Origin of the sequence: Flavobacterium sp. 2, from assembly GCF_049949195.1 — a bacterium.
Lineage (GTDB): Bacteria > Bacteroidota > Bacteroidia > Flavobacteriales > Flavobacteriaceae > Flavobacterium.
In genome coordinates, this window is record NZ_CP188206.1 from 1,412,144 (window position 1) to 1,437,055 (window position 24,912).

Consider the following 24,912-nt stretch of genomic DNA (forward strand, 5'->3'; position numbering starts at 1 on the left):
ATAACTCATAACTTAAAATTCACAACTTTTAAGAATACCTTTCTTATAATTAATTTTTAATTTAAACTTCAAAACTTATCTTTGTAAATCATTTAAAAAAATTGTTATGATAGTCTGGTCTCTCTTTTTACTTGCTGTAGTTTTTATTCTTGCTTTAGACCTTGGTGTCTTCAACAAAACTCCTCACATTATCAGTACCAAAGAAGCCAGCAAATGGACCTTGATTTGGGTTACACTTTCTTTTTTGTTTTCAGGAGTAATCTATTGGCTTTACACAACCGATTATATTGCAAACCCTGACAAATTACAGCCTGCAGTAGCTTCAATGAAATTTATTACAGGTTATTTGATTGAACTTTCTTTAAGCGTAGATAATATTTTTGTGATTGCAATAATTTTTGCTTCATTCAAAATTCCGCAAAAATACCAGCATCGTGTATTGTTTTGGGGAATATTAGGAGCGATTGTTTTCCGTGGATTGATGATTTTCTTTGGCGTTATGCTGATTAACCAATTTACCTGGACAACTTATTTATTTGGTGCATTCCTGATTTTTACAGCTATAAAAATGCTGTTTTCAGGGGAAGATGAAGATTTTCATCCAAAAGATTCTTTCATCTATAAAGCATTAGGAAAAGTTATTCCGATAACTTCTCACATGGATCATGAGAAATTTTTCATTTTAACCGAAAAAGGAAAAAAAGCTGCTACTCCATTATTTGTCGCTTTGATTGTAATTGAAGTGATGGACGTTTTGTTTGCCGTGGATAGCGTTCCGGCGATTTTAGCGATTACATCAGATCCGTTTTTAGTATTCAGTTCTAATATTTTTGCTATTCTTGGATTGCGTTCTATGTATTTCTTCTTAGCAAATATGCTGGCGAAATTCAGTTATTTAGAATACAGTTTGGTTGCCATTTTAGCTTTCGTAGGATTAAAAATGCTTCTTCACGATTGGATTCACGTTCCAGAATGGGCTTCTTTAGGATTCATCGCTTTGTCACTTTTAGTGGGAATTTTAGTTTCTCTTAAATTTGGAAAAGAAAAATTATTGACTGATTCAGATTTAACTGAGAAATAATTTTATAAAACATATAATCATAAAAAAAGGAAATCTTTCGATTTCCTTTTTTTTATTTCTCTTTATTAATTCAATTTTTTCACATTGCTATCGTCAATATTATATCTTGCAATTACAGCTTTGTAATCTGAATAATCAACTTTCGCTTTTTTAGCATTAACTCCATCATCACCAGGAATAATAACGATTCTAAATGTTTTACCTAATCTAAAGCTTGCAGGTAATTGAGAGAAATCACTTAAACTTCCATCAATAAAGATTGTAACTTTGCTTTTCGAAAAAGTATAATTATACTGAGCTGTCTCTAAACCATTATTAAAATAATAAATTTGAGGTAACAGCGCCCAAGTATCCCCTCCACTTGTACCAACTAATTCATACACCAAAATATTATCGCCTGATAACATTCCCTGCAATGGAACATCAAAACCATAATTATTGGCATTAGTAAAATCCTTAGTAGTTTCAAAAACATAAGGAATTAAAGCATCCTGTCCAGGAGGTCCTTCTGGTCCTTCACAGCTTATAAATGCAATTAATCCAACAACGGCAAATAAGGTAAGTATCTTTTTCATAATATATATTTTTTAAAGTTTATAAAGGTATTCCAAAAACCAAACCAAAAATTTTGTTAAACGGGTTTCGGAATAAAATTTCTAATTATTTTTTTGCAACAGTTTGATTTTTAAGGAATATTTTATTGAAAAACAATGCATGATATGGCAGTGAATTCTCCCAATAATCCCAAGTATGTGCGCCAGGACGCTCGGTGTAATCGTGATCTACTTTGTTGTAAACTAATCTTCGGTGCAATTCTCTGTTTGGTTCAATTAAAAAATCATCAACGCCACAATCTATAATCAACGGCAGTTTGTTTGCTTTTATTTTATCAAGCATATTCATTACTGCATATTGCTCATACATCTCAGTACTACCACTTTTATCGCCAAAAACGGGTTGCATTAATTTGACAACCTGAGCTGCCGAATCTCTATTAAGCATCGTACTCATATCTACAGCTCCACTCATACTTCCGGCTGCGCAAAATAAATCGGGATGTTTTGCCGAAAGATACAAAGCACCGTGACCTCCCATTGAAAGTCCTGTAATTACTCTTCCGCTTTTATTACTGATGGTTCGGTAGGTTTTATCTACTTTCTGAATGACTTCCTGAGTTATAAAAGTTTCAAACTGGCTTTCTTTGTTTACCGGACTATCCAGATAAAAACTAAAAACCTCGCCTTCAGGCATCACAATAATCATATTGTATTGATCTGATAAAGTTTGAACTAATTTTTTGTTTGGTGTATTTTTCAGCCAGTCACTAAAATGTCCGTAAGCGCCATGCAAAAGGTACATAACCGGAAAAGTCGATTTGCTTTTGGCATAAGAGTTTGGTAAAACTACGGCAGCTTTATAGGTCTTTCCCATAGCGGCACTGGCAACTTGCAAAGTGTCTACTTTTGCCGCATATGTCATTGTAGTCAAGCAAAGCAAAAACAAAGACAGCAGCATTTTAAATTTCTTCATTCTGATATATTTTTTTCTGATTAGGGAATGTAAATATACCTTTTTCAAAATAAATTATATGAAAAATCCGACCAGCTTTTGCCAATCGGATTTGAGAAATATTGTAATTGCATTTTTTCAACCAAAGATTAAATGATTTTTAGGATTAATCATTTCAATCTGCAAAATCAGTGGTAAAAAAGCATTAACTAATTATTATTTTATGTTCCAAACGATACTGCGATGCACTTTTTCCTGTGTATTGTTTGAACGATTTGCTAAAATGGCTGAAATTATTAAAACCACTTTCGTAACAAACTTCATTGATACTGATTTGCTTTTCAGCCAAAAGTTTAGAAGCATGTACTAAACGATATTCATTTACGAATTCAGTAAATGTTTTATTCGAAATCTTTTTGAAATAACGACAAAACGATGGCGTCGTCATACTAACTAAATTCGAAACCTCGTCAATAGCAATTGATTCCTGAAAATGATCTTTTACGAAATTAAAAATCAAATTCATTCGGTCATTGTCTTGATTTTGCAATTCTAACGAAAATCCGTCAGCATTTAAAACCGTATATTCATCTGATGATTCTAACTCATCTAAAATACTCAAAAGTGTCAGCAAGCGCTCAAAAGGAAGCTGGTGCTCCATCATTTCGATTTTTTTGCCTATTTGTTTTTTGGTTTCGCCATTAAAGGCAATTCCTGTTTTTGACTGATTGATAATATTTTGTACTCTTCTCATTTCGGGAGCGACAAAAAAATCATTCGCTAAAAATTCCGGTTTAATATGAATAACGGTTTCTTTTTTGTTTCCCGTTTGTTCATTTGTAAAACCACAATGTGGCAAATTGGCACCTATTAATATCAAATCTCCATTTGTGTAATAGGAAACATGGCTTCCTATTTGTCTTTTTCCCGCACCTCCATTAATATAAACCAACTCAATTTCTGGATGATAATGCCACAAATGGGCTTTACTGTTGGTCTTTTCGGCATGTTTGGTGTAGGTAAAAGAACTTCCGTATGAGTTTGATATCACTTCAAGAGCTGGGGCGACTGTTTTCATGATATATATCTTTAAAAAATAATAGCAAATTTAACAAAAACACCTAAAATAATTTAAATTTTAACCTATAACGGTTTCGTAACTGAGGATTTTTCATAAAAAACCACTAAACAATGCTGTTGATTTTACATCAAAATGGCCGTTTTTTTAGAGTCTCGTTTTTTTATTGCAGATTTTTTTTAGATATCATATTTAAAACCTTCTTTTTATACAAATATGTTATTTCTGTAAGAAAACCAGAACTTTTTAACAAACTCCGTTTTTTACAAAACATTAAAAAATAATAGCCGAATTAACAAAAACACTTAAAATAATTCAAATTTTAACCTATATCGGTTTCGTAAATGAGAATATAGCATATAAATCGGAAAATAGAGTTGTACTAAAAAAGCAACTACTGAACTAATTTTACATCAGAAAAATGAACTAAAAATTTAAACATACAGAAATATGAAAACGATTTTAAAATTAAGTTTAGTAGTTGCAGTATTATTATCAGGATTCAATACTTATGCAATTGATGGTGATGGAGAATTTGGTCTTCACGTATTAAAAGGAAATGGAAAGCTTATCACGTTTGCTTTAAACCAAACTAAAAAAGCAAACTTATCAATATATGATAAAGAAGGTTCTTTATTATATTCTGAAAACGCATCTGGAAAAGATGGTATTTTAAGAACTTTCAGTTTAGAAGAATTTCCAGCTGGAACTTATTATTTAGAAGTTGAAGACAGTACTAAAAAAGTAAGACACGAAATTACAATTACTGATGATGCTACAGTTTTATCATCAAAAGCAATTTCATCTGTTTATAAAGATTCTGCAAAAAATACTAGCGTAGCAGTACGCTAAAAAAGTTATACTCGAATACAGTATAAAAATGAGGTTAGATAGTTAGTAAAGTTTAAAAACCGTCAGGTTTTAGAAACAGCTCTTTGTGGTTATTGAGCTGTTTTTTTTTGCTTTTTTTTTACCGCAAAGACGCTAAGGTTTTACGCAAAGTTCGCAAAGTTCTATTTTAAAACTTTGCGAACTTTGCGTTTTTCTTTGCGCTCTTTGCGGTTAAATTGAACATCTTTTTTGTAAATAAATCGTAAAGCCAAAATCACGAAAACTTTAAAAAATAATTACCCAATTAACAAAATCATTAAATTAAATTCAAAATTTAACCTATAACGGTTTCGTAAATGAGAATATAACACATAAATCAGCAAATAGAGTTGTGCACAAATCATTATAACGTAAGTAATTTAGCATCAGAGAATTAGATCTATTAATTTAAAAAACTAATGCTATGAAAAATTTAAAATTAAGTTTAGTAGGTGCAGTGCTTTTCACAGGATTTAGCGCTTTTGCAATTGGCGGGAATGAAGATTTTAATCTTCATGTATTAAAAACAAATGGTAAATTGATCACGTTTGCACTTAATCAAGTGAAAAAAGCAAATGTTTCAATTTATGACAAGGATGGATCACTTATTTATTCTGAATATGCTTCAGGTAAAGAAGGAATTTTAAGAACTTTTAATTTAGAAGAATTCCCAGAAGGAACTTACTATTTAGAAGTTGAAGACAATGTAAAAAAAGTGAGACACGAAATCATTATTACTGACGACGCATCAGTTTTATCAAGAAAAGCGGTTTCATCTGTTTACAAAGCAGGATTTGCTAAAGATTCTAGCGTAGCGGTACGCTAAACCTATACATATATATAGGTATAAAAAAATTGGGAATAATATCAGGCTAAAATTTAGCTAAATGAAAGCGGCTCTATATAAAATTGGGCTGCTTTTTTTATGCTATTATATTCTGAATCAAACAATTCTGTTTTCATTAAAATTATCTCTTTTAATTAAGAAATCGTTATTTTAAGATTAAGAAAAACATTGAAAAATAGTAGGCGATTTGGCAAAAACAGTAAATATAAATCAAATTTTAACCTATAACGGTTTCGTAAATGAGAATATAGCATAGAAATTAGCAAATAGAGTTGTGCTGAATTAACCATTGAGAAAGTAATTTTACATCAGAGAATTAGAACTATTAATTTAATAACTAAGATTATGAAAAAGATTTTAAAATTAAGTTTAGTATGTGCAGTGCTTTTCGCAACAAGTAACGCTTTTGCAATTGACGGGAATGACAATTTGAATGTTCACGTTTTAAAAGGAAATGGAAAACTGATCACGTTTGCTCTAAATCAGGTAAAAAAAGCTAATCTGGCTATTTACGACAAAAATGGAGAATTGATTTATTCTGAAAGTGCTTCAGGCAAAGACGGAATCTTGAGAACTTTTAGCTTAGAAGAGTTTCCAGAAGGAACTTACTATTTAGAAGTTGAAGACAATACAAAAAAAGTAAGACACGAAATTACAATTACTGATGAAGCTTCGGTTTTATCTACAAAAGCAGTTTCGTCAGTTTATAAAGCAGGTTATGCTGCTCAAAATACTAGCGTAGCAGTACGCTAAAAAATTTATACTTCTCATAAGAGTATAAGGTTAGATAGTTAGTAAAAACGTGATTGTTTTACAAACAGCTCTTTGTGGTTATTGAGCTGTTTTTTTTTGCTTTAAACTGAACTGAATTTTATAATCTTTCCGATTTAGGAAAATAATTCCTAATAATTTTAAAAGTCTGATTTCTACACTTTTAAAAAAAATCATCAAAAAAAATCCAAAAAAGGCATTTTTTCGTATATACTGTAGGAAAATTATAGAAACATCTTTAATTCAGCAACTTAACCGTTTGAAAACGGCTATTTTTTGCATAAAATTAAATTTCTTTTGTAGTTTTGCTACGCCACTATTTAGTATTAATCTTTAAAAAAGTAATTTAAAAAACATGACAAAATTTACCAGAATGGGCTTAATCGCCGCCTTTTTATTTACCTCGATTTTTACCTACGCATTTAATGGAAAAGGAGACTATATTTTGAATATAGTTACCGGAAACGGAAAAGTAGTAAGCTTTACTTTAGACACCGTTGAAAATTCTTCTTTTTCTATTTATGATGAAAACCATAATTTAGTTTACACAGGTGAATCTGCTGCAAACAAATTAGAAGTTTCAAAAACAATAAGTTTAGAAGGTCATCCAGCCGGAACTTATGTGCTAGAAGTAACTGAAAATGGCAAAATTGCAAAACACGAAATTAAAGTTGTAGCCAAAAAAGTGAAGGCAGTAAAGTTAGACGAAACTGTAAACCAAAGTCCTTCTTTCCGTCGCTAACCCCTTTTTGTCCCCAACAAAATCAAAAGCAGCTCGTTCCAGGAGCTGCTTTTTTTATTTTTCTGTTTTTCTAATCCTCTTCCCTATTTTTACTAAATTCCAAAAGGAATCTGCATCGGGCGGCAGGATGATTTTTTGAGTTTCTTTATAAATAGAGGAATGTGCAAACGCATATACATAATCTAATAAATCAACCAATTTAAAACTCAGCCTATATTCTGATCGTAATTCGTTACTTTCTGCAAAACAAACATTTCCTGTTTCAGTTTCATTTGAAAAAAGCAAGCCAGAATGATTTGAAAACTGCATTACAATTTCCCTGTTTATTGTAATTGATTTAGAAACTGATTTTTGAAAAAGAGAATCAATTGTAAAATAATTTTCAGTACTATTTAAAGACATTATTAAAACAATACTTTCCAGATTATCTTTCTCAAAAAGCGCTACTTTGCTTTCCTCTTTCTGCAAAAGATCTATTTTATCCAAATATTGCTGAATTGTCATCATAATTATCAATTGATAATCATAAAGTTAGTCGATATATTTTGGATAAACTTAAAATTAATTATCTAAATGTTTATGATGAATAAAAATTCCTGAGTCAAAAACATCAATTATTTCTTACTTACGTCTTAAAAAATCGACAAAAGGAAAAAAAAATCGGCTCAATTACAAGCTATATTACTGATTTAGATATATTTGCAAAACGAATTGAGAATACACAAATGAAAATATTGCTGATGAAAATGACCACCAAAACCAATCTTTTAAACTAATACTTATGCAACAGAAACTTATTGCTTTAGTAGTATTGATTGTTTTTTCATTTCGTGCCGCTGCTCAAAATGAAGCCATATATATAACCGACAAAGTAAGCGACAAATATGCTTATGTTGATGTTATAAAAACCTACGAAAAAATTGCCGCAAAAGGCTATAAATCTGTAGACTTATTCCAGAAATTGGGCGATTCCTCTTATCAACACGATAAACTAGAAAAAGCCGCCGATTGGTATGATAAATTATTCGCCATGACATCTGACTTAGAACCTGTTTATTATTACCGCTACGCAGAATCGCTAAGATTTATTTGCCAAAACGAAAAAGCAGATGCTATTATTGAAAAACTGAAGCGAAAATCTAAAGTTATAAAGAAGAAAGTTTAGACATTATACTAATTTTCAGAAAACATAAAAAAGCCTCTCAGCAATGAGAGGTTTTTTATTTAATTTGTTTCCTTAATAATTTTATACAATTCCTGACAATAGGCAAACTTGTCATTTTCTTGGTTTCTTTTATATTCCTGCCCCGTTTCATAAACCATAATCTGAAACCAATTTAATATTCTAAACGCCATATTCTTCGCTAAAAAATTTTTGTCATCTGATTTCATAATTCTCAAATCCTCTATTTCAGATTTCCAAAACTTTAAATTAGAAGTACTTTTAGCCCATTTTAATTCCTGGTCAAAACGAAGTGAAAGTTTATCCATTATTTTGTTTTCCAAAACTTTTATCTCTTTCATTTTGGCTATTTCATCTTTATACTCTTTGGATTTTTTGATTTCGGCAATCTTAGTTCTTAGAATATTATCTTCATTGATATTAAAAGAAGTAATCCCTTTTTCATAGGCATTTACAGAAAGTAGCATTTCTTTATTCGCCTTTAAACTATCGGCTATTCGCAAATTGGTATCGTAAATTCTTTTAATAATCGAATCGTTCTTCGGTCTTATATTTTTTCTGTACGCCTGAATTTCCAACCAGTCAAATGCGCGAAGCATTTCAGATGGTTTAGGCCAAGCATGCCCCACATGAGCAACAAAAAGTGTATTTACAATCTTTGTTTTATCGAGCCATTCTCTATTTTCAATCATTTCCTGATAATTCATATCCCGATCTCCAACCATACCAACATAGGAGAAATTATTTGACGGAGTTATAAACTTATCCATACCATTAAAAGAAGCGCCACAAGCAATAACGCCCTGAAAAGCTCCTGTAGATATCCCAAAAAGACTGGCTAATCGTGCACCGCCCGAAAAACCTGATATGTAAAGTTGTGAAGTATCAATAGCATATGTTTGCAATACATCGTCAAATAATCTATTGGCAATTGCAATATTATTTTGGACTAATCCATTTTTTAAGGTATTTGAACAAACCAAAATATAATGATACGTTTCTGCAGCCAGAATAAAGGGTTCAATTCCTTTTTTTCCTCTCGCAGCCGGATCAAAGATAAAAACCAATGCCATTGGCGTTTTAGCATCGTATTTTTTAGGAAAATATATGGCATACGATTCTGTTGGAGCAGTTGCAATTTTCACTGAATCGATAATAACTCCTGTTTTTAATAATTGCTTGTTTTGGGAATAGCCAAAAACCGTAACAAAAAGAAAGAGAATGTAATAGATAGTGTTTTTCATGACACTAAAATTAAAAAAACCTTTCGTTTTTGAAAGGTTTTTATTTTCGTTAAAAATCTGAAGATTTTACCAATTACTGTGCGAAGTCTCTCGACTTCGCATAGCAAATGATGCTTCCTTTAAGTGAAATTGAGTTTTTGAGTTGAGTTGAGGATTCGCAACTTAGTAACGAGTCGCATTAAAATTTTTATTTTTATAATATAAATATTACTTTCACAAATATTTATCAAATCAAAAGCAAATGCCATTCAATTTAATTGATACTGATTGTTCTCCTTTATTTGTTGACTATGAATATGAAATTGCTGACAAATCCTTATTAGCGGAACGTGTAGGGGAAATGCTACTAGGGCATCACTATCATATATTAAAAATAATAAATACTCTAACGGTATCCCATCCCATTCACAATAATGATGCAATAAATGCAACTATTAATCAATTAAAATCAGCCACCGTTACGAAAAGAGATGGATGGATGTTTCAAATGATTTCGTGGATGGCTTTAGCAACAAGAAATCGAGGAGAAAAGTTTTATGCAAACTATCCTCATTTTGCTCCTGCGCAACATGGTATAGATGGGCTTGCACTCATTCTGAGTTCTTCCGATGAATTGGCAAGTATTATTATTACCGAGGATAAATGCACTACTCAACCTAGAGGAAAAATAACTTCACAAGTATTTCCTGAGTTTTTGGTTTTTGAAGAAGGAAAGAAGAACAATGCATTAATTGGCATAATCGCTAGCTTAATATCTAATTTAAATTCTGGTCAAATTTTAGAAAAAGTACAAAATGATATTTTTAATAAAGATTATAGAGTATATAGAATTGGTATAACAAGAGAAGAAATTCATAATGATAAAGATGGTAGAAATTTATTGTTTTTAAATTATGACAAACATGTCAAAGGAGATGCGAAAAGAAGAAATGCATCTTCAATTTATATTGAAGATTTAAGAAATTGGATGGAAGATTTAGCTGAAAAAGTAATTATTTATTTAGAATCAAAAAAAACGACATAATGTATAATAGTTCAACAGCGGAAAAGATTAAAAATATTCCTTCAATTGGAGACATTAATATTGAAAGACTGCCTCAAGACTTAACAAAAATTTATGCTCAAATAATAAGCTTAAGAAGACAAGTTGCTGAAGGAACTCTAAATTTACAAGATGATGAATTAGTTTCTAGTATTCTTTATTTACAAAAATTATCACATAATCTTGAAACAATTTTATTAGTACAACCCGATCATGAACAAAAGGATTCTATAGCATTTGTAGCAGGTACGGCAAACAACCTAATATATAAAATTGGCTTATTTGATGACCAATCTAACTCAATCTTAGGAATTGATTCAATTTCGCCATTTATTTCTTCTATTATTCTTTTTCTAATTGGAAATAGTCAAGCAGATGCTGCAGAAATGTCTATTTCCTTGCCCAATTTTACTGATCTAAATATAATACAGATAAAATTAATCAACAATATAGCTGCGTTAGCAAAGGGTAATCTCAATATTATAATTAATGAGTATTTTACTGAAGAGGAAGTTATTGAAAGTGCAGATTTGGAAGAAATAGCATTAAACTATTTATGGCGAGAATTAGGGTTGGGAATTAAGAATCTTGCGACAAATCTAACAAGTATAACCGAGAACAGAGAAAAAAAGAATCATTTTCAGAATGTAATTGATTTATCCATTTCTCAAATTGAAGCTTTTAAACAAAACGATGTTTATGCCGGTCCATATAGATTAGCTAAATTACTTAAAATATTAGAACAGGATATTTTAAATAGAGCAGTAATAAATATTCCTCCTCCGAACAATGTAGATTTAGAATCATGGAGTGCATTTTTAAAGAAGTTAGCTCAAGATAGACCTTATTTATGGGAAAATCATAAAGATGCAGTTGATACAGGCTTTTTAAATCCTGGTACATCAGCAATACTTACCCTACCAACAGGCGCAGGTAAATCAACACTATCTGAGTTAAAACTTGCATCTTGTCTATATTCAGGTAGGCGAGCAATTTATTTAGTACCAACTCATGCGCTTGAAGATCAAGTAAACAAAAATTTAAAAAATCTTTTTACAGAATATGATTTTGAAAACATAGAATTTGATGGTGAGTTTACTGATTTTGGAGCTTTTTCAAATTTACCAATATTAGTCATGACTCCTGAACGCTGTCTAACTCTATTAAACACAAGTTCCGATTTCTTTTTGAATTTAGGATTAGTAATTTTTGATGAATTTCACTTAATACATGGAACTGATATAAAAAAAGATCGTCGTTCGATTGATGCAATGTATTGTTTATTGTCTCTTTTCACTTTTATACCACAAGCAGATTATTTGTTAATTTCTGCAATGGTTGAAAATGGAAATGAAATTTGTGAATGGCTTAAATCAATAACTAGAAGAGAATGTATATTATTTAATTCATCTTGGAAACCGACTAGACAATTACATGGATGCATTGTATATGAAGAAAACGATATTTCAATTCTAAACAATTCAATTAGAAAAGTTAGAAGACAGGCACAAACTGCTTCACCTCCATCTAAACTTAAAAGAGAACTTACAATTTCTCCAAACGTCTTTTTTAGCTTAAAAAACATTTGGGAAACAACAGAAAATGAGGATTATTTTAAAGCACCAATTATAGATCAATCTGTTACACTAGGCATAAACAATTATTGGCAACTTACTAGCAATAGGAACGAAATTGCGGCAAAATTGGCAATACATTTTTGTCAACTAGGATTAAAAACTTTAGTTTTTGTAGATGATCCAAGAATAGCTAATTCAACAGCTAAAAAGATATCCGATGAGTTAGGAAATAGAAAAAATAACTATTCTACATTCATTGATCAAAACAATTCAATTGTTTGCTTAGATCAAGAATTAGGAGGAATTGAAGGTTCATATTTTCATAACCATGAGAATGTGGGGATTCATCACGGTCTACTTTTTCCTCTAGAAAGAAATCTAATAGAAGAATATTTTAAGGGAACAAATGGTTCGATAGCTTTAGTTGCGACCGCAACTTTAGCACAAGGCATAAACCTACCTGCTGAGATTGTAATTATTGCGGGAGATGATAGATTTGATGAAGAAAAAGGAAGTAGAGAAGATATAAAGCCGCATGAACTTTTAAATGCTGCTGGACGCGCTGGGCGTGCTGGTCAATCTTCTCAAGGAGCAGTTCTTTTGATTCCTGGCAACATGGTTACAATTAATGATTCTTTAATTTCAGAACGCTGGTGGAGTTTGAAAGAAAAAGTCTTTTCAAAAGGAGATCAATGTTTAAATATTCTTGACCCTCTAGAATTTTTTTTAGATTCGTTAGCAAATCATTCGAAACACTTAGATAATGATCAAATTAATATTCTTTACAGGTTTAAATCTGAAAATTTATCAGAAAACGAAACTAAAAAGCTAATGAAAAATTCTTTCTATGCTTATAAGTCTATCAAAGAAAAAAATAGCGAAAAATTTGATCAGCAAGTCATTAATCTTTTAAAAAGGAGAAAGGAATTAGATGATTTATCTGAAGACATTATTTGGACAAAAGAAATAAGTTTTAAAACAGGAATTGATCCTTCTTTAATTCTTGATTTAGCAAATGCAATTGATAAAGAAGACTTTAAATCGTTCATGAATTATAAAGTATTAGATTATGTTGACTGGTACTTCAATTGGCTTCAATCTAACAATGCGTTTCTTGAGAAAATTTATTTAAAACCTAGCTCTATTAATCAAATAAAAAAAGTAGTTGGTTTAAAAATGGAAGAAAACAGAGTAGAAGAAATAATCCAACGCCTTCCAATTTTAAGAGATTTACTGAAGCAATATTTAAGCGGTGAAACATTAAAAACATTAAATGATTCAATTCCAAATTCACTCAGACCTGATACGAGTCCTTATTTAATTAAAGCTCGAAACTTTGTAATACGTTTGATACCAGAAATTAGTTTTAGTTTTGGTCTAATTTCAATGATTCTTATTGAAAAAGCACAGCAGAAAAATATTGATCAAGAAGAATTATCCTGGACTATTAGAGCATTAGGAAGTTGTATTAGAGAAGGTTTTGATGAAGTAGAAAAGCTATTCTATAAAAGAGACCATCGTTTATTAATGCGTGTAGAAACACACCTAAAATTTAAAACCGAAATGAATTAATTTAAAATTAAAAGAGCAGTTCATGTGAACTGCCCTTTTAATTTTAATCTCTACATATTCCTTCTATACTGCCCACCCACCTCAAACAACGCCGAAGTAATCTGACCCAAAGAACAAACCTTTGTAGCTTCCATTAAATGATCGAATAAGTTTTCGTTTTTAATAGCGGCTTGCTGCAACGTATTTAAATGTTCGTTTACTTTTGCTTCGTGGAAATTGTGCAAGTTATCCAACATCGTAATTTGATATTGTTTTTCTTCTTCTGTTGCACGAATAACCTCAGCTGGAATTACAGTTGGCGAACCTTTTGAACTCAGGAAAGTATTTACACCCACAATCGGGAAATCACCATTGTGTTTTAAAGTTTCGTAATACAAACTTTCTTCCTGAATTTTAGATCTTTGGTACATGGTTTCCATTGCACCAAGAACTCCTCCTCTTTCAGTGATTCTGTCGAATTCTTGAAGAACGGCTGCTTCCACTAAATCGGTTAATTCTTCGATGATGAAGGAACCTTGAATTGGGTTTTCGTTTTTCGCCAAACCTAATTCTTTATTGATAATCAACTGAATTGCCATTGCACGACGTACAGATTCTTCTGTTGGCGTTGTAATTGCTTCGTCGTAAGCGTTTGTGTGCAATGAATTACAGTTGTCGTAAATCGCGTATAAAGCCTGTAAAGTCGTTCTAATATCGTTGAAATCAATTTCTTGTGCGTGTAACGAACGTCCAGAAGTCTGAATATGATATTTCAGCATTTGTGCTCTTTCGTTGGCTCCGTATTTGTTTTTCATGGCTTTTGCCCAAATTTTACGTGCCACACGACCAATAACTGAATATTCTGGATCAACTCCGTTAGAGAAGAAGAATGATAAATTCGGACCAAAATCGTTGATGTTCATTCCGCGACTCAAATAATATTCCACGTAAGTGAAACCATTTGAAAGCGTAAATGCCAATTGCGTAATTGGGTTTGCTCCCGCCTCTGCAATATGATATCCCGAAATCGAAACCGAATAAAAATTACGTACGTTTTTAGTAATAAAATATTCCTGAACGTCGCCCATTAATCGCAAAGCAAATTCAGTTGAAAAAATACACGTATTCTGCGCCTGATCTTCTTTTAAAATATCAGCCTGAACTGTTCCTCTAACTTGTGATAATGTTTTGACTTTTATCTCATTATAAACATCTAAAGGCAAAACCTCATCTCCGGTAACACCTAAAAGCATTAATCCTAAACCGTTGTTTCCGTCTGGTAAATCGCCTTGGTATTTTGGTCTTTCAATTCCTTTTTCTTTATATAATTTGTTGATTTTGGCCTCAACTTCTTTTTCTAAATCATTTGCTTTGATGTAAATCTCACATTGCTGATCGATTGCCGCGTTCATAAAGAAACCTAACAACATTGGCGCAGGCCCATTAATCGTCATACTTACCGAAGTCAATGCATGAACCAAATCGAAACCTGAATATAGTTTTTTAGCATCATCTAAACAGCAAATTGAAACTCCCGCATTTCCAATTTTTCCGTAAATATCTGGACGCAAATCTGGATCGTTTCCGTATAAAGTTACACTGTCAAAAGCGGTTGAAAGACGTTTTGCAGGCATTCCAGCACTTACATAATGAAAACGTTTGTTGGTTCTTTCTGGTCCGCCCTCGCCGGCAAACATTCTTGAAGGATCTTCGCCTTCACGTTTAAACGGATATAATCCCGAAGCAAATGGAAATTCGCCAGGAACATTTTCCTGTAAATTCCAACGCAGAATATCGCCCCAGCCTTCATATTTAGGTAAAGCAATTTTCGGAATCTGCAAATGTGATAAACTTTCAGAATGCGTTGCAATCTTGATTTCTTTATCACGAACTTTAAACGAGTAAACTGGATTTTTGTATTTCGCTACTTTTTCATCCCAATTCAGGATAATTTCCCAATTGTACGGATCTAAATCCATTTTTACTTTATCGAACTGATTTAGTAAAAGATTTAAAAAGATTCTGTTTTCGTCGTGTTCAGCAATTCCGCTTGGCAAAACTGTAGAATCGTCAATTCCAGCTTTATTGATTTGAGGAACTTTTCCAGAAACCGATTCGATAGTTTTGAAAATTCCGTATAATTTCTGCGCTACTTTTTGCTGCGAAATGGCTGTTTCATCATAACTTCTGTTATTCTCTGCAATTTCAGATAAATAACGCGTTCTATGTGGCGGAATCACGAAGATTTTCTCGCTCATTTCTTTTGTGATTGTAAAAGTCGATTTCAAATCTGAAGCCGTTTTTTCAACCACTTTATCCATAATCGCTTTATAAAGCGTGTTCATTCCCGGATCGTTAAACTGCGAAGCGATAGTTCCGAAAACCGGCATTTCATCAGGATTTTTATCCCAAAGATTATGGTTTCTTTGATATTGTTTTTTTACATCGCGCAAAGCGTCTAAAGCGCCGCGTTTATCAAATTTATTTAAAGCTACTAAATCGGCAAAATCAAGCATGTCGATTTTTTCCAATTGTGTTGCTGCTCCAAATTCTGGCGTCATTACATATAAAGAAACATCAGAATGATCCATAATCTCTGTATCAGACTGACCAATTCCTGAAGTTTCTAAAATAATCAAATCGTATTTAGCTGCTTTTAAAACCTGAATCGCTTCGGCTACATATTTAGACAAAGCCAAATTCGATTGACGTGTAGCCAGCGAACGCATATATACACGAGGATTATTAATCGCATTCATTCGGATTCTGTCTCCTAAAAGCGCTCCTCCGGTTTTTCTTTTCGAAGGATCCACAGAAATTAATCCGATTGTTTTTTCTGGGAAATCAATTAAAAATCGGCGAACCAATTCATCTACTAAAGAAGATTTTCCTGCACCACCCGTTCCTGTAATTCCTAAAACTGGAATTTTTGAAGTTTCATTATTTTGGTGAATTTTATCAAAAACCGGTTTTGCAATTTCAGGGAAATTCTCGGCTGCCGAAATTAAACGCGCAATCGCCGTTGGAACTTTATTTTCGATATGATCGATTTCTCCGTTTAATTTATCTCCAATAGGAAAATCAGCACGTTGCACCAAATCATTAATCATTCCCTGAAGACCTAAAGAACGTCCGTCGTCTGGAGAATAAATTCTTGTAATTCCATATTCATGCAATTCTGAAATTTCGCTTGGCAGAATTACACCGCCTCCGCCTCCGAAAATCTTGATATGCCCTGCTCCTTTTTCGCGAAGCAAATCATACATATATTTAAAGTATTCGTTGTGACCACCTTGGTACGATGTCATTGCAATCGCATTTGCATCTTCTTGAATTGCGGTATTTACAACTTCCTCAACACTTCGATCGTGGCCTAAATGTATTACTTCAACTCCGGTTGACTGTATGATTCTGCGCATAATATTAATCGCGGCATCATGTCCGTCAAAAAGCGAAGCTGCTGTGACAATTCTTACTTTATTTTTAGGAATATATGGTATTTGTGGTTCCATTTTATGAATATGATAATTTTAAGCGACCAATGTACAAATTATTTTAATATTTGATTACTAGAATAGCTTTATGTTAACAAAAAAAAGAAAAATGTTTTTTTGATTTCTGGGGTAACAATTTCGAAGATGAATTGATATAAGTTAAAGAAAGCTTAAAGACATGGCAATTTCGCAACATTTAAACAAAATCTAAAAACGTGTTTCAAGCTCTCTCATAGTAATTTAGCAGTGTAGAAAAGCCCCAAATTTTTACCAAAAACTTAGCAAATAAAAAGTAATAACGTAAAAATTTAAAAAAATGAAAACACTATATTCATTCACCGTAATTTTAGGTTTGAGTTTTTTTGTATCGTCTTATAGTAAAATTGAAAACACAAATTTTTTATATACAAAAACTCCAAACGCTGCCATCATTAATACAACCCCAAATGATGACGAAAATGAAATTTCAAACGACTTCTTTAAAAGATACTCTGATTTGAAAAAATATAAATCTGATGTGATGTCATTGTACAAAAACAGATCTTTAGGAACTATTTGGTATGACGAAGATCAAATCAATGAATTTGCTTCTGCTTTATACCAAAAAGCAAAAAAAACAAATGATTTGGTAATTCCTTATCAAAAAGAAATTGATCAGCTTTTTGATTCATCTGCTACAACAAATCTTTCAAAAACTGATGCAGATATGCTTTTGAGTACCTTATATATTGTGTATGCTAAAAAAAGTAGTGTTGATAAAAATATATCGTATGATACTATGTTGAAAGATTTTATGAATTACAGCACAATTGAAGAAACAACTGCTGCGCCAGTAGACAATAAAGTGACTTTTGATCAATATTATAAACTTCAAAGTGTTTTAAAACAATACAAAAAAATTGAACGATCAAATAAATGGAAACCAATCGTTCCCGCAGAAACTCCATATAAAGACTTACGTCCTGACGCTGTTTCAAACACAATTGCCCAAGTTAGAACTCGTTTGTACTTATTAGGAGACTTAAAACAGGATTCAAAAAGCAATGTTTATGACCGTGAATTAATGGATGCGGTTATGAAATACAAAGTTCGTAATGGATTCAAACCTAACTATATTCTTGCAGAAGAACATATTAAAGAAATGAACGTACCGCTTTCTGATAAAGTAAAAACTTTAGAATTGAATATGGAAAGATGCCGCGAAATTTCGGCTCAAATGGCTGGTAATGATGAGTATGTTTTGGTTAATGTTCCTTCTTATGAATTGGTTTACGTTAAAAACGGAAAAGTGGTGTTGAAATCTAATGTATTTGTTGGTGCGCCTTTAACAAAAACAACCATTTTTAATGGTGAAATTGACCGAATCGTTTTCAGCCCTTATTGGACAGTTCCTCAAAGCATTGTGCAAAACGAATTGAAATCTAAAATCGCTGCCGACCCAAATTATCTTGCTGATCACAATATGGAAATGGTAAACGGTCAAGTGAGACAAAAACCAGGACCAGATAACTCTTTAGGTTTAGTAAAATTCATGTTTCCGAATCCAGATGATATTTACATGCATGATACGCCAGCAAAAACATTATTCGATTTTGAAAAAAGAACTTTCAGCCACGGTTGTGTAAATGTAAAACTGGCAAAAGAATTAGCGGTTGCCATGTTGAAAGATTATCCGGAATGGACTCAGGAAAAAATTGACAAAGCTATGGCTGGAAAAACTGAAAGTAGTTTTAAATTGTCTAAAAAAGTGCCAATTTATATTACTTACTTTACATCATTAGTAAATGAAAATGGTGAAATTGGTTTCTTTCAGGATGTATATGAAAGAGACAATGAATTAAGTAACCAATTATCTCTTACTTCAAATTAATATTTAACGATAAAAAATATAAAATCGGGAATTCATTCAGTTAAGTTTCCGATTTTTTTATGTCCAAAAATTTAATTGAATCTTATCACGAAATTCCATATTTTAGCTTTGATATTCAATTAATTAAAGCAAATTAAAATATGGAAGATTCAAACAAACTAATTGTAGATAAAAGAAACTGGTGGAATCGAAACTGGAAATGGTTTGTTCCTACAGGCTGTTTGACTCTTATTGTATTATTTGTTTTATTTTTAGTTGTCGTTTTCTTTGAAGTAACTTCGATTATCAAAGATTCTGATGCTTATATAGAATCGATGGAACTTGTTCAGCACAATAAAATACTAATCGAAAAACTTGGATCGCCTATAGAAACCGATGGAATGGTTTCCGGAACTGTAAGTGCCGTAAACGATGTTAGAAAATGCGATGTACAAGTTCCTCTAAAAGGTCCAAAAGGCAAAGCAACCTTGTTTGTTGTTGGCGAAAAAAGAGGAAAATGGAAATACAGTGAAATGTCTGTTTACATTGAAAAGACAGATGAGAAAATTGATTTGCTGAAAAAAGAATAATACGTATGCAAAAATATATTTTCACTATGTTTTTGGTCTTCTTTTTTTCTTGTAATAAGATTGAAAACAATAAAAGTTTAAATCAGGAAGATATTAAGTATATCCAAAATCTAAAAATCTTAGACAAAAACGAAGTCATCCTCAAGTTTTACAGCGAATTTAAAAAAGAATTTGCAGGCAACTTTTTCACTGATAAAAGAGTCGCAACCTACTGGATTGACAAACGAAATTCAGAAAAAAACACGATTGATTTTGCGTTTTATTCCTCTATATCGAAAATTGACACTGTGTATAATGCTGGATTAACCTACTGTCCTTATGCATTAATTACCAAAAATGATGGGAGTAGTTTTAAAGTCAGCGTTGATGGTGATAAGCAAGAAATTAAATCTTTCTTTGAAGGTTTATTGCACGAATGGCATAAAAGGAGATAAACAAATTTTCAAATAATGATAAATTTCTTGTTCTTAAAAAACGAAAAACTTCTATCCTAGCCCCGATAGCAGTGGAAATCCTTTTGTTTTTTTCTTAAAAAAACAAAAGATTGCAACGAATAGCGGGACGAGTGTTAATTATGAAACAAAATCTTTCTGCTCCTCAAATAAAATTATGGCTTTGTTTTTGAATAAGTAGTATTTTTGAAACTTAAACAAAACCCCCAAATGAAAAAGATTTTATTATTCGCCCTTACATTTTCACTTGTTTCATGCGCAGAAATGCAGCAGACTTTAAATCAGTTTCCGCAAATATCATCACAAATTCCGGTTGGAGGTGTTGATATTTCAGCTGGATTGAAAGAAGCTCTAAATAAAGGAATTACACAGCAAGTGAGCAAATTAACCGCTGTTGATGGTTTTTATAAAAATGAAGCTGTAAAAATTTTATTGCCTGAAGAATTACAAAAAGTGGATGCCACTTTAAGAAAAGTTGGTTTAGGCTCGCTGGCCGATGACGGAATCAAAATGCTGAATCGCGCTGCAGAAGATGCTGTGAAAGAAGCAACGCCAATATTTGTATCGGCGGTTAAAAATATGTCATTTACAGATGCTAAAAATATTTTGTTAGGAAATGACAGTGCGGCAACAACTTATTTGCAAGGAAGTACAACAACAGCTTTATACGGAAAATTTAATCCTGTGATTAAAAATTCATTCGCAAAAGTAGGTGCTGATGCAGTTTGGACTAAAATCATTACGAAATACAATACGATTCCATTAGTAAAAAAAGTAAACCCAGATTTAACTGATTATACAACAAATCAAGCCTTGTCAGGTGTTTTTAAAATGATTGCAGTAGAAGAAAAAGAAATCCGAAATAATATTAGTGCAAGAACAACGCCTTTATTGAAAAGCGTTTTTGCAATGCAGGATGGAAAATAATTTTTTTCGAAGATGCAAAGAGACAAAGTAACAAAGGTACAAAGAAGCCTTTGTTACTTTGAACCTTTGCAACTTTGTCACTAACCAAAAACCAAAAAACCGAAATGCAAAAGATTACCATTCTCATTCACTGTAAAGACCAAAAAGGAATTATTGCCGCAGTGACTACTTTTATTGCTAAAGTAGAAGGAAATATCACTTACATCGATCAGCATGTTGATGTAGAACAAAATGTTTTTTTTATGCGATTGGAATGTGAATTTACCAATCCTAAAATTACAATTGAAAGTCTGAAAGAAGAATTCGATAAAACACTCGCAACCGATTTTAACATGTCATGGGATTTGTACAATCAGGAACAAAAACCTAAAATGGCTTTGTTTGTTTCGAAATACGATCATTGTCTTTTTGATATTTTAGGACGTTACAGTGCTGACGAATTGAATGTCGAGATTCCGGTTATTATAAGCAATCACAATGATTTAAGAAGCGTTGCGGAACGATTTAATATTCCGTTTCATTGCGTTCCTTTTACAAAAGACAATAAAGAAGAAGGCGAAGCGAAACAAATTGAGCTTTTACAGCGATATGAAATCAACTTTATTGTTTTGGCGCGCTATATGCAGATTGTTACACCAAAATTGATTTCGCTTTACGAAAATAAAATCATCAATATTCATCATTCCTTTTTGCCGGCTTTTCCAGGTGCAAAGCCTTATCATTCGGCTTTTAAGCGCGGTGTGAAAATTATTGGTGCAACAAGCCATTATGTTACCGAAGAATTAGATGAAGGTCCGATTATCGAACAAGATATTGCAAGAGTTTCTCATATTCATTCGGTTGAAGATTTTATCATGAAAGGACGCGATTTAGAAAGAATTGTTTTGGCAAGAGCAATCAAACTGCATGCTGAAAGAAAAACAATGGTTTATAGTAATAAAACGGTGGTTTTTTCTTAAGGGACAAAGGCTCAAAGTAACAAAGTTTTTACTTTGAACATAAAAAAAACAAACCCGACAGGTTTAAATAACCTGTCGGGTTTGTTTTTTTCGCATTTTCGCATAAAACCGGACTGAAGTCCGGCCCTACAAAATGAATCGAGCCAAAGGCTCTCCTAGAGTTCCGAAGGAACGACCAATATTGTAGAGCTGGACTTCAGTCCAGTTTAAATAAAGATAAAAAATAAAAAAAACCGACAAATTTTTAAAAATCTGTCGGGTTTTCATTTGGAAGTAAGTTTTGTTTTAACCTTTGTTACTTTGAGCCTTTGTCCCTTTGAACCTTACTTAACCAAATCATATCGGTCAAGGTTCATTACTTTAGTCCATACGGTAACAAAATCTTTTACGAATCGTTCTTTTGCATCGTTGGATGCGTAAACTTCTGCAATCGCACGCAATTCTGAATTTGAGCCAAAAATAAGATCGGCACGAGTTGCTGTCCATTTCAATTCACCTGTTTTGCGATTATGACCTTCAAAAGTTTCGCCAGTTTCATTGGTTGCTTTCCATACTGTACCTAAATCTAGTAAATTAATGAAGAAATCATTGTTCAATGTTTCTGTGTTTTTTGTCAATACACCATGTTTAGAACCATCATAATTGGTATTCAAGACTCTTAAACCACCAAGTAAAACAGTCATTTCAGGAGCTGTTAAGCCTAGTAATTGTGCTCTATCTACTAAAAGCTCTTCTGTTACTGAATTACATTTCGCGCTTTTATAGTTTCTGAATCCGTCAGCTTTTGGCTCTAGAGCGTTGAAAGAATGAACATCCGTTTGCTCTAAAGTTGCATCACCTCTTCCCGGTGTAAAAGGGGCATCAATATTTATTCCTGCATTTGCTGCTGCTTTTTCAATTCCTACAGATCCTCCTAAAACAATCAAATCTGCAATCGAAACTACTTTTCCAGAACTTGTAAATTCATTTTGTATTGTTTCATAAGTTGCTAATACATTTTTCAATTGAGTTGGCGAATTCACTTCCCAATTAATTTGCGGTTCAAAACGAATACGTGCACCATTTGCACCTCCACGTTTATCAGAACCACGGAAAGTCGAAGCCGAAGCCCAAGCAGTTGATACCAATTGAGATATTGAAAGACCACTAGCCTTAATTTTTTCTTTTAAAAGAGCAATGTCGCTATGATTTAATTCGCTTTTGGCAGCAGGAATTGGATCTTGCCAAATCAACACTTCAGAAGGAACTTCCGGACCTAAATAACGGCTAATTGGTCCCATATCTCTATGCGTTAATTTGAACCAGGCTCTTGCAAAAGCATCAGCAAATTTGTCAAAATTTTGCATGTAGTCTCTTGAAATTTTTTCGTAAGCAGGATCCATTTTCATAGCCATATCTGCCGTTGTCATCATTGGCGCATGTCTTTTTGTTGGATCATGTGCATCTTCTACAGTTGTAGCAGCACTCTCATCCGTTGGGGTCCATTGATATGCTCCTGCAGGGCTTTTAGTTAATTTCCAGTCATATTTGAATAATGTCTCAAAATAACCATTATCCCAAGTTGTCGGATTTGGTTTCCATGCACCTTCAATACCACTTGTAATAGCATCTCCACCTACTCCTGTACCGTATGAGCTTTTCCAGCCCAGCCCCATTTGTTCAATACTGGCACCTTCTGGTTCTGCTCCTACTAATGAGGCGTCTCCAGCTCCGTGTGCTTTACCAAAAGTATGTCCACCAGCCGTCAAAGCCACTGTTTCTTCATCGTTCATTGCCATACGGGCAAACGTTTCTCTAATATCTCTCCCAGAACCTAGCGGATCAGGATTTCCATCTGGACCTTCTGGGTTTACATATATTAATCCCATTTGCACGGCAGCAAGAGGGTTCTCTAAGTCTCTATCGCCAGAGTATCTACTATTAGGTTTGTCACTTGTCGCTAACCATTCTTTTTCATTACCCCAATTTACATCTTGTTCTGGCTCCCAAACATCTTCTCTTCCTCCCGCAAATCCAAAAGTTTTAAATCCCATAGATTCCAAAGCGCAGTTTCCTGTCAAAATCATCAAATCTGCCCATGAAATTTTATTCCCGTATTTTTGTTTAATAGGCCAAAGCAAAAAACGAGCTTTATCTAAATTACCATTATCCGGCCAACTGTTAAGTGGTGCAAAACGTTGATTACCTGAACTGGCGCCTCCACGTCCATCAGAGATACGATAAGTTCCAGCACTATGCCAAGCCATACGAATAAACAAAGGACCATAATGACCATAATCGGCAGGCCACCAATCCTGAGAATCAGTCATTAATGCATAAAGATCTTTTTTGACTTCATTTAAATCCAAAGTTTTAAAGGCTGCTGCATAATCAAACCCTTTTTCCATAGGATCTGATAAACTAGAATGTTGACGCAGGATGTTTAGATTCAACCGATTTGGCCACCAATCTTTATTAGAGGTTCCTGCTGATGTTTGTTTCATTTGTCCATTATGATATGGACATTTACTTTCAATTGATTCGCTCATCTCTTTTGTTTTTTTAGTTATTTCTATTAAAATGCTAATTTTTTCAAAAAGCACATATTGCTGATATTTAACACATTATCAAATATACGAAAGTATGTTTAGCATATTCATAAACAAAATTGATTGTTATTATATTTTAATAACCAAAAATTATTTAACGTTGCAGAAAGCTCAGAAACACGTTTTTATAAATCTTAACTTATGGTCAACAAAGTAATAACAAAACCTTAACAGCAAAAGATTGAGATATGTCGGACATTTGTAATGTAATAAACTGGTTATTTATTATTTTGGTTTTGGTTAGTTAAATGATGCCGGCGTCTTCGAGATGCCGGCATTCTTTTTTTATATAAGTTGGTTTATTTTGTTTCAAGTTTCAGGTTTCAGATTACTTTAAACTGAACATAATTGAACCGCAAAAAACACAAAACTTTGACATTAACTTATTTCCAACAAAGTAATAACAAGACCTTAACAGCATAAGATTGATATATGTCGGATATTTGTACTGTAATAAACTGGTTATTTATTATTTTGGTTTTGGTTAGTTAAATAATGCCGGCGTCTTTGAGATGTCGGCATTCTTTTTTTGTACCAATTTGGTTTATTTTGTTTCAG

Annotated in this window: 20 protein-coding genes; 13 read left to right on the forward strand and 7 right to left on the reverse strand. The window is 32.5% G+C overall.

The genetic code is table 11. The annotated features are described in order from the left end of the window. The first annotated feature begins 106 nt into the window (after positions 1 to 106). Positions 107 to 1,081, forward strand: coding sequence for a TerC family protein (locus tag ACNFIH_RS05980; RefSeq protein WP_035648947.1), 975 nt, complete (start codon positions 107 to 109; stop codon positions 1,079 to 1,081). 65 nt (positions 1,082 to 1,146) lie between these two features. Here the strand turns inward: ACNFIH_RS05980 and ACNFIH_RS05985 are convergent, their stop codons facing one another. The 3 genes from ACNFIH_RS05985 to ACNFIH_RS05995 form a co-directional block, all read right to left on the reverse strand. Continuing rightward, a complete protein-coding gene (locus tag ACNFIH_RS05985) occupies positions 1,147 to 1,656 on the reverse strand; it encodes a hypothetical protein (RefSeq protein ID WP_426485895.1) in 510 nt (169 codons plus the stop codon). 85 nt (positions 1,657 to 1,741) lie between these two features. Beyond that, positions 1,742 to 2,611 carry an alpha/beta hydrolase gene (locus ACNFIH_RS05990; protein WP_142449629.1) on the reverse strand — a complete coding sequence of 290 codons (870 nt, stop codon included), beginning with the start codon at positions 2,609 to 2,611 and terminating at the stop codon, positions 1,742 to 1,744. A 184-nt stretch (positions 2,612 to 2,795) separates the two neighbouring features. Further along, the gene (locus ACNFIH_RS05995) at positions 2,796 to 3,668 is read right to left on the reverse strand and encodes an AraC family transcriptional regulator (RefSeq protein ID WP_142449630.1); all 873 of its coding nucleotides are present in this window, start codon (positions 3,666 to 3,668) and stop codon (positions 2,796 to 2,798) included. A gap of 450 nt (positions 3,669 to 4,118) precedes the next feature. Here ACNFIH_RS05995 and ACNFIH_RS06000 point away from each other — a divergent pair, with 450 nt between their 5' ends. The 4 genes from ACNFIH_RS06000 to ACNFIH_RS06015 all read left to right on the forward strand — a co-directional run bounded on the left by ACNFIH_RS06000 (position 4,119) and on the right by ACNFIH_RS06015 (position 6,898). Beyond that, a complete protein-coding gene (locus ACNFIH_RS06000) occupies positions 4,119 to 4,520 on the forward strand; it encodes a T9SS type A sorting domain-containing protein (protein WP_426485896.1) in 402 nt (133 codons plus the stop codon). A 442-nt stretch (positions 4,521 to 4,962) separates the two neighbouring features. Next, positions 4,963 to 5,364, forward strand: coding sequence for a T9SS type A sorting domain-containing protein (locus ACNFIH_RS06005; RefSeq protein ID WP_035648955.1), 402 nt, complete (start codon positions 4,963 to 4,965; stop codon positions 5,362 to 5,364). Positions 5,365 to 5,730: 366 nt separating this feature from the next. After that, a complete protein-coding gene (locus ACNFIH_RS06010; protein WP_426485897.1) occupies positions 5,731 to 6,138 on the forward strand; it encodes a DUF3244 domain-containing protein in 408 nt (135 codons plus the stop codon). A gap of 373 nt (positions 6,139 to 6,511) precedes the next feature. Further along, positions 6,512 to 6,898 carry a secretion protein gene (locus ACNFIH_RS06015; protein WP_426485898.1) on the forward strand — a complete coding sequence of 129 codons (387 nt, stop codon included), beginning with the start codon at positions 6,512 to 6,514 and terminating at the stop codon, positions 6,896 to 6,898. Between the two features lie 54 nt (positions 6,899 to 6,952). Here the strand turns inward: ACNFIH_RS06015 and ACNFIH_RS06020 are convergent, their stop codons facing one another. Next, a complete protein-coding gene (locus ACNFIH_RS06020; protein ID WP_426485899.1) occupies positions 6,953 to 7,405 on the reverse strand; it encodes a hypothetical protein in 453 nt (150 codons plus the stop codon). Between the two features lie 274 nt (positions 7,406 to 7,679). On the opposite strand from ACNFIH_RS06020, the gene ACNFIH_RS06025 reads away from it, so the two are divergent. Then, positions 7,680 to 8,063 (forward strand): flagellar motor protein MotB, encoded by a 384-nt coding sequence (locus tag ACNFIH_RS06025; RefSeq protein WP_426485900.1) that lies wholly within the window; start codon positions 7,680 to 7,682, stop codon positions 8,061 to 8,063. Positions 8,064 to 8,122: 59 nt separating this feature from the next. Here ACNFIH_RS06025 and ACNFIH_RS06030 read toward each other — a convergent pair whose 3' ends face one another. Beyond that, positions 8,123 to 9,325 carry a hypothetical protein gene (locus ACNFIH_RS06030; RefSeq protein WP_426485901.1) on the reverse strand — a complete coding sequence of 401 codons (1,203 nt, stop codon included), beginning with the start codon at positions 9,323 to 9,325 and terminating at the stop codon, positions 8,123 to 8,125. Between the two features lie 241 nt (positions 9,326 to 9,566). Between ACNFIH_RS06030 and ACNFIH_RS06035 the strand changes: the two genes are divergently transcribed. Next, positions 9,567 to 10,349, forward strand: a complete 783-nt coding sequence (locus ACNFIH_RS06035) for a hypothetical protein (RefSeq protein WP_426485902.1) — start codon at positions 9,567 to 9,569, stop codon at positions 10,347 to 10,349. Then, a complete protein-coding gene (locus ACNFIH_RS06040) occupies positions 10,349 to 13,516 on the forward strand; it encodes a DEAD/DEAH box helicase (RefSeq protein WP_426485903.1) in 3,168 nt (1,055 codons plus the stop codon). Before ACNFIH_RS06035 ends, ACNFIH_RS06040 begins: the two co-directional genes overlap by 1 nt. A gap of 50 nt (positions 13,517 to 13,566) precedes the next feature. Here ACNFIH_RS06040 and ACNFIH_RS06045 read toward each other — a convergent pair whose 3' ends face one another. Then, the gene (locus tag ACNFIH_RS06045) at positions 13,567 to 17,007 is read right to left on the reverse strand and encodes a methylmalonyl-CoA mutase family protein (RefSeq protein WP_426485904.1); all 3,441 of its coding nucleotides are present in this window, start codon (positions 17,005 to 17,007) and stop codon (positions 13,567 to 13,569) included. A gap of 298 nt (positions 17,008 to 17,305) precedes the next feature. Between ACNFIH_RS06045 and ACNFIH_RS06050 the strand changes: the two genes are divergently transcribed. The 5 genes from ACNFIH_RS06050 to purU all read left to right on the forward strand — a co-directional run bounded on the left by ACNFIH_RS06050 (position 17,306) and on the right by purU (position 21,766). Beyond that, positions 17,306 to 18,859, forward strand: a complete 1,554-nt coding sequence (locus ACNFIH_RS06050) for a L,D-transpeptidase family protein (RefSeq protein ID WP_426485905.1) — start codon at positions 17,306 to 17,308, stop codon at positions 18,857 to 18,859. Between the two features lie 140 nt (positions 18,860 to 18,999). Next, positions 19,000 to 19,428, forward strand: coding sequence for a cytochrome c oxidase assembly factor Coa1 family protein (locus tag ACNFIH_RS06055; RefSeq protein ID WP_426485906.1), 429 nt, complete (start codon positions 19,000 to 19,002; stop codon positions 19,426 to 19,428). A gap of 5 nt (positions 19,429 to 19,433) precedes the next feature. Next, positions 19,434 to 19,862 carry a hypothetical protein gene (locus ACNFIH_RS06060; protein ID WP_426485907.1) on the forward strand — a complete coding sequence of 143 codons (429 nt, stop codon included), beginning with the start codon at positions 19,434 to 19,436 and terminating at the stop codon, positions 19,860 to 19,862. Between the two features lie 228 nt (positions 19,863 to 20,090). Further along, positions 20,091 to 20,807, forward strand: coding sequence for a DUF4197 domain-containing protein (locus ACNFIH_RS06065; RefSeq protein WP_426485908.1), 717 nt, complete (start codon positions 20,091 to 20,093; stop codon positions 20,805 to 20,807). A 104-nt stretch (positions 20,808 to 20,911) separates the two neighbouring features. Beyond that, a complete protein-coding gene (purU, locus tag ACNFIH_RS06070; RefSeq protein WP_426485909.1) occupies positions 20,912 to 21,766 on the forward strand; it encodes a formyltetrahydrofolate deformylase in 855 nt (284 codons plus the stop codon). Positions 21,767 to 22,089: 323 nt separating this feature from the next. Here purU and katG read toward each other — a convergent pair whose 3' ends face one another. Further along, positions 22,090 to 24,294 (reverse strand): catalase/peroxidase HPI, encoded by a 2,205-nt coding sequence (gene katG / locus ACNFIH_RS06075; RefSeq protein ID WP_426485910.1) that lies wholly within the window; start codon positions 24,292 to 24,294, stop codon positions 22,090 to 22,092. Between the last annotated feature and the right edge of the window lie 618 nt (positions 24,295 to 24,912).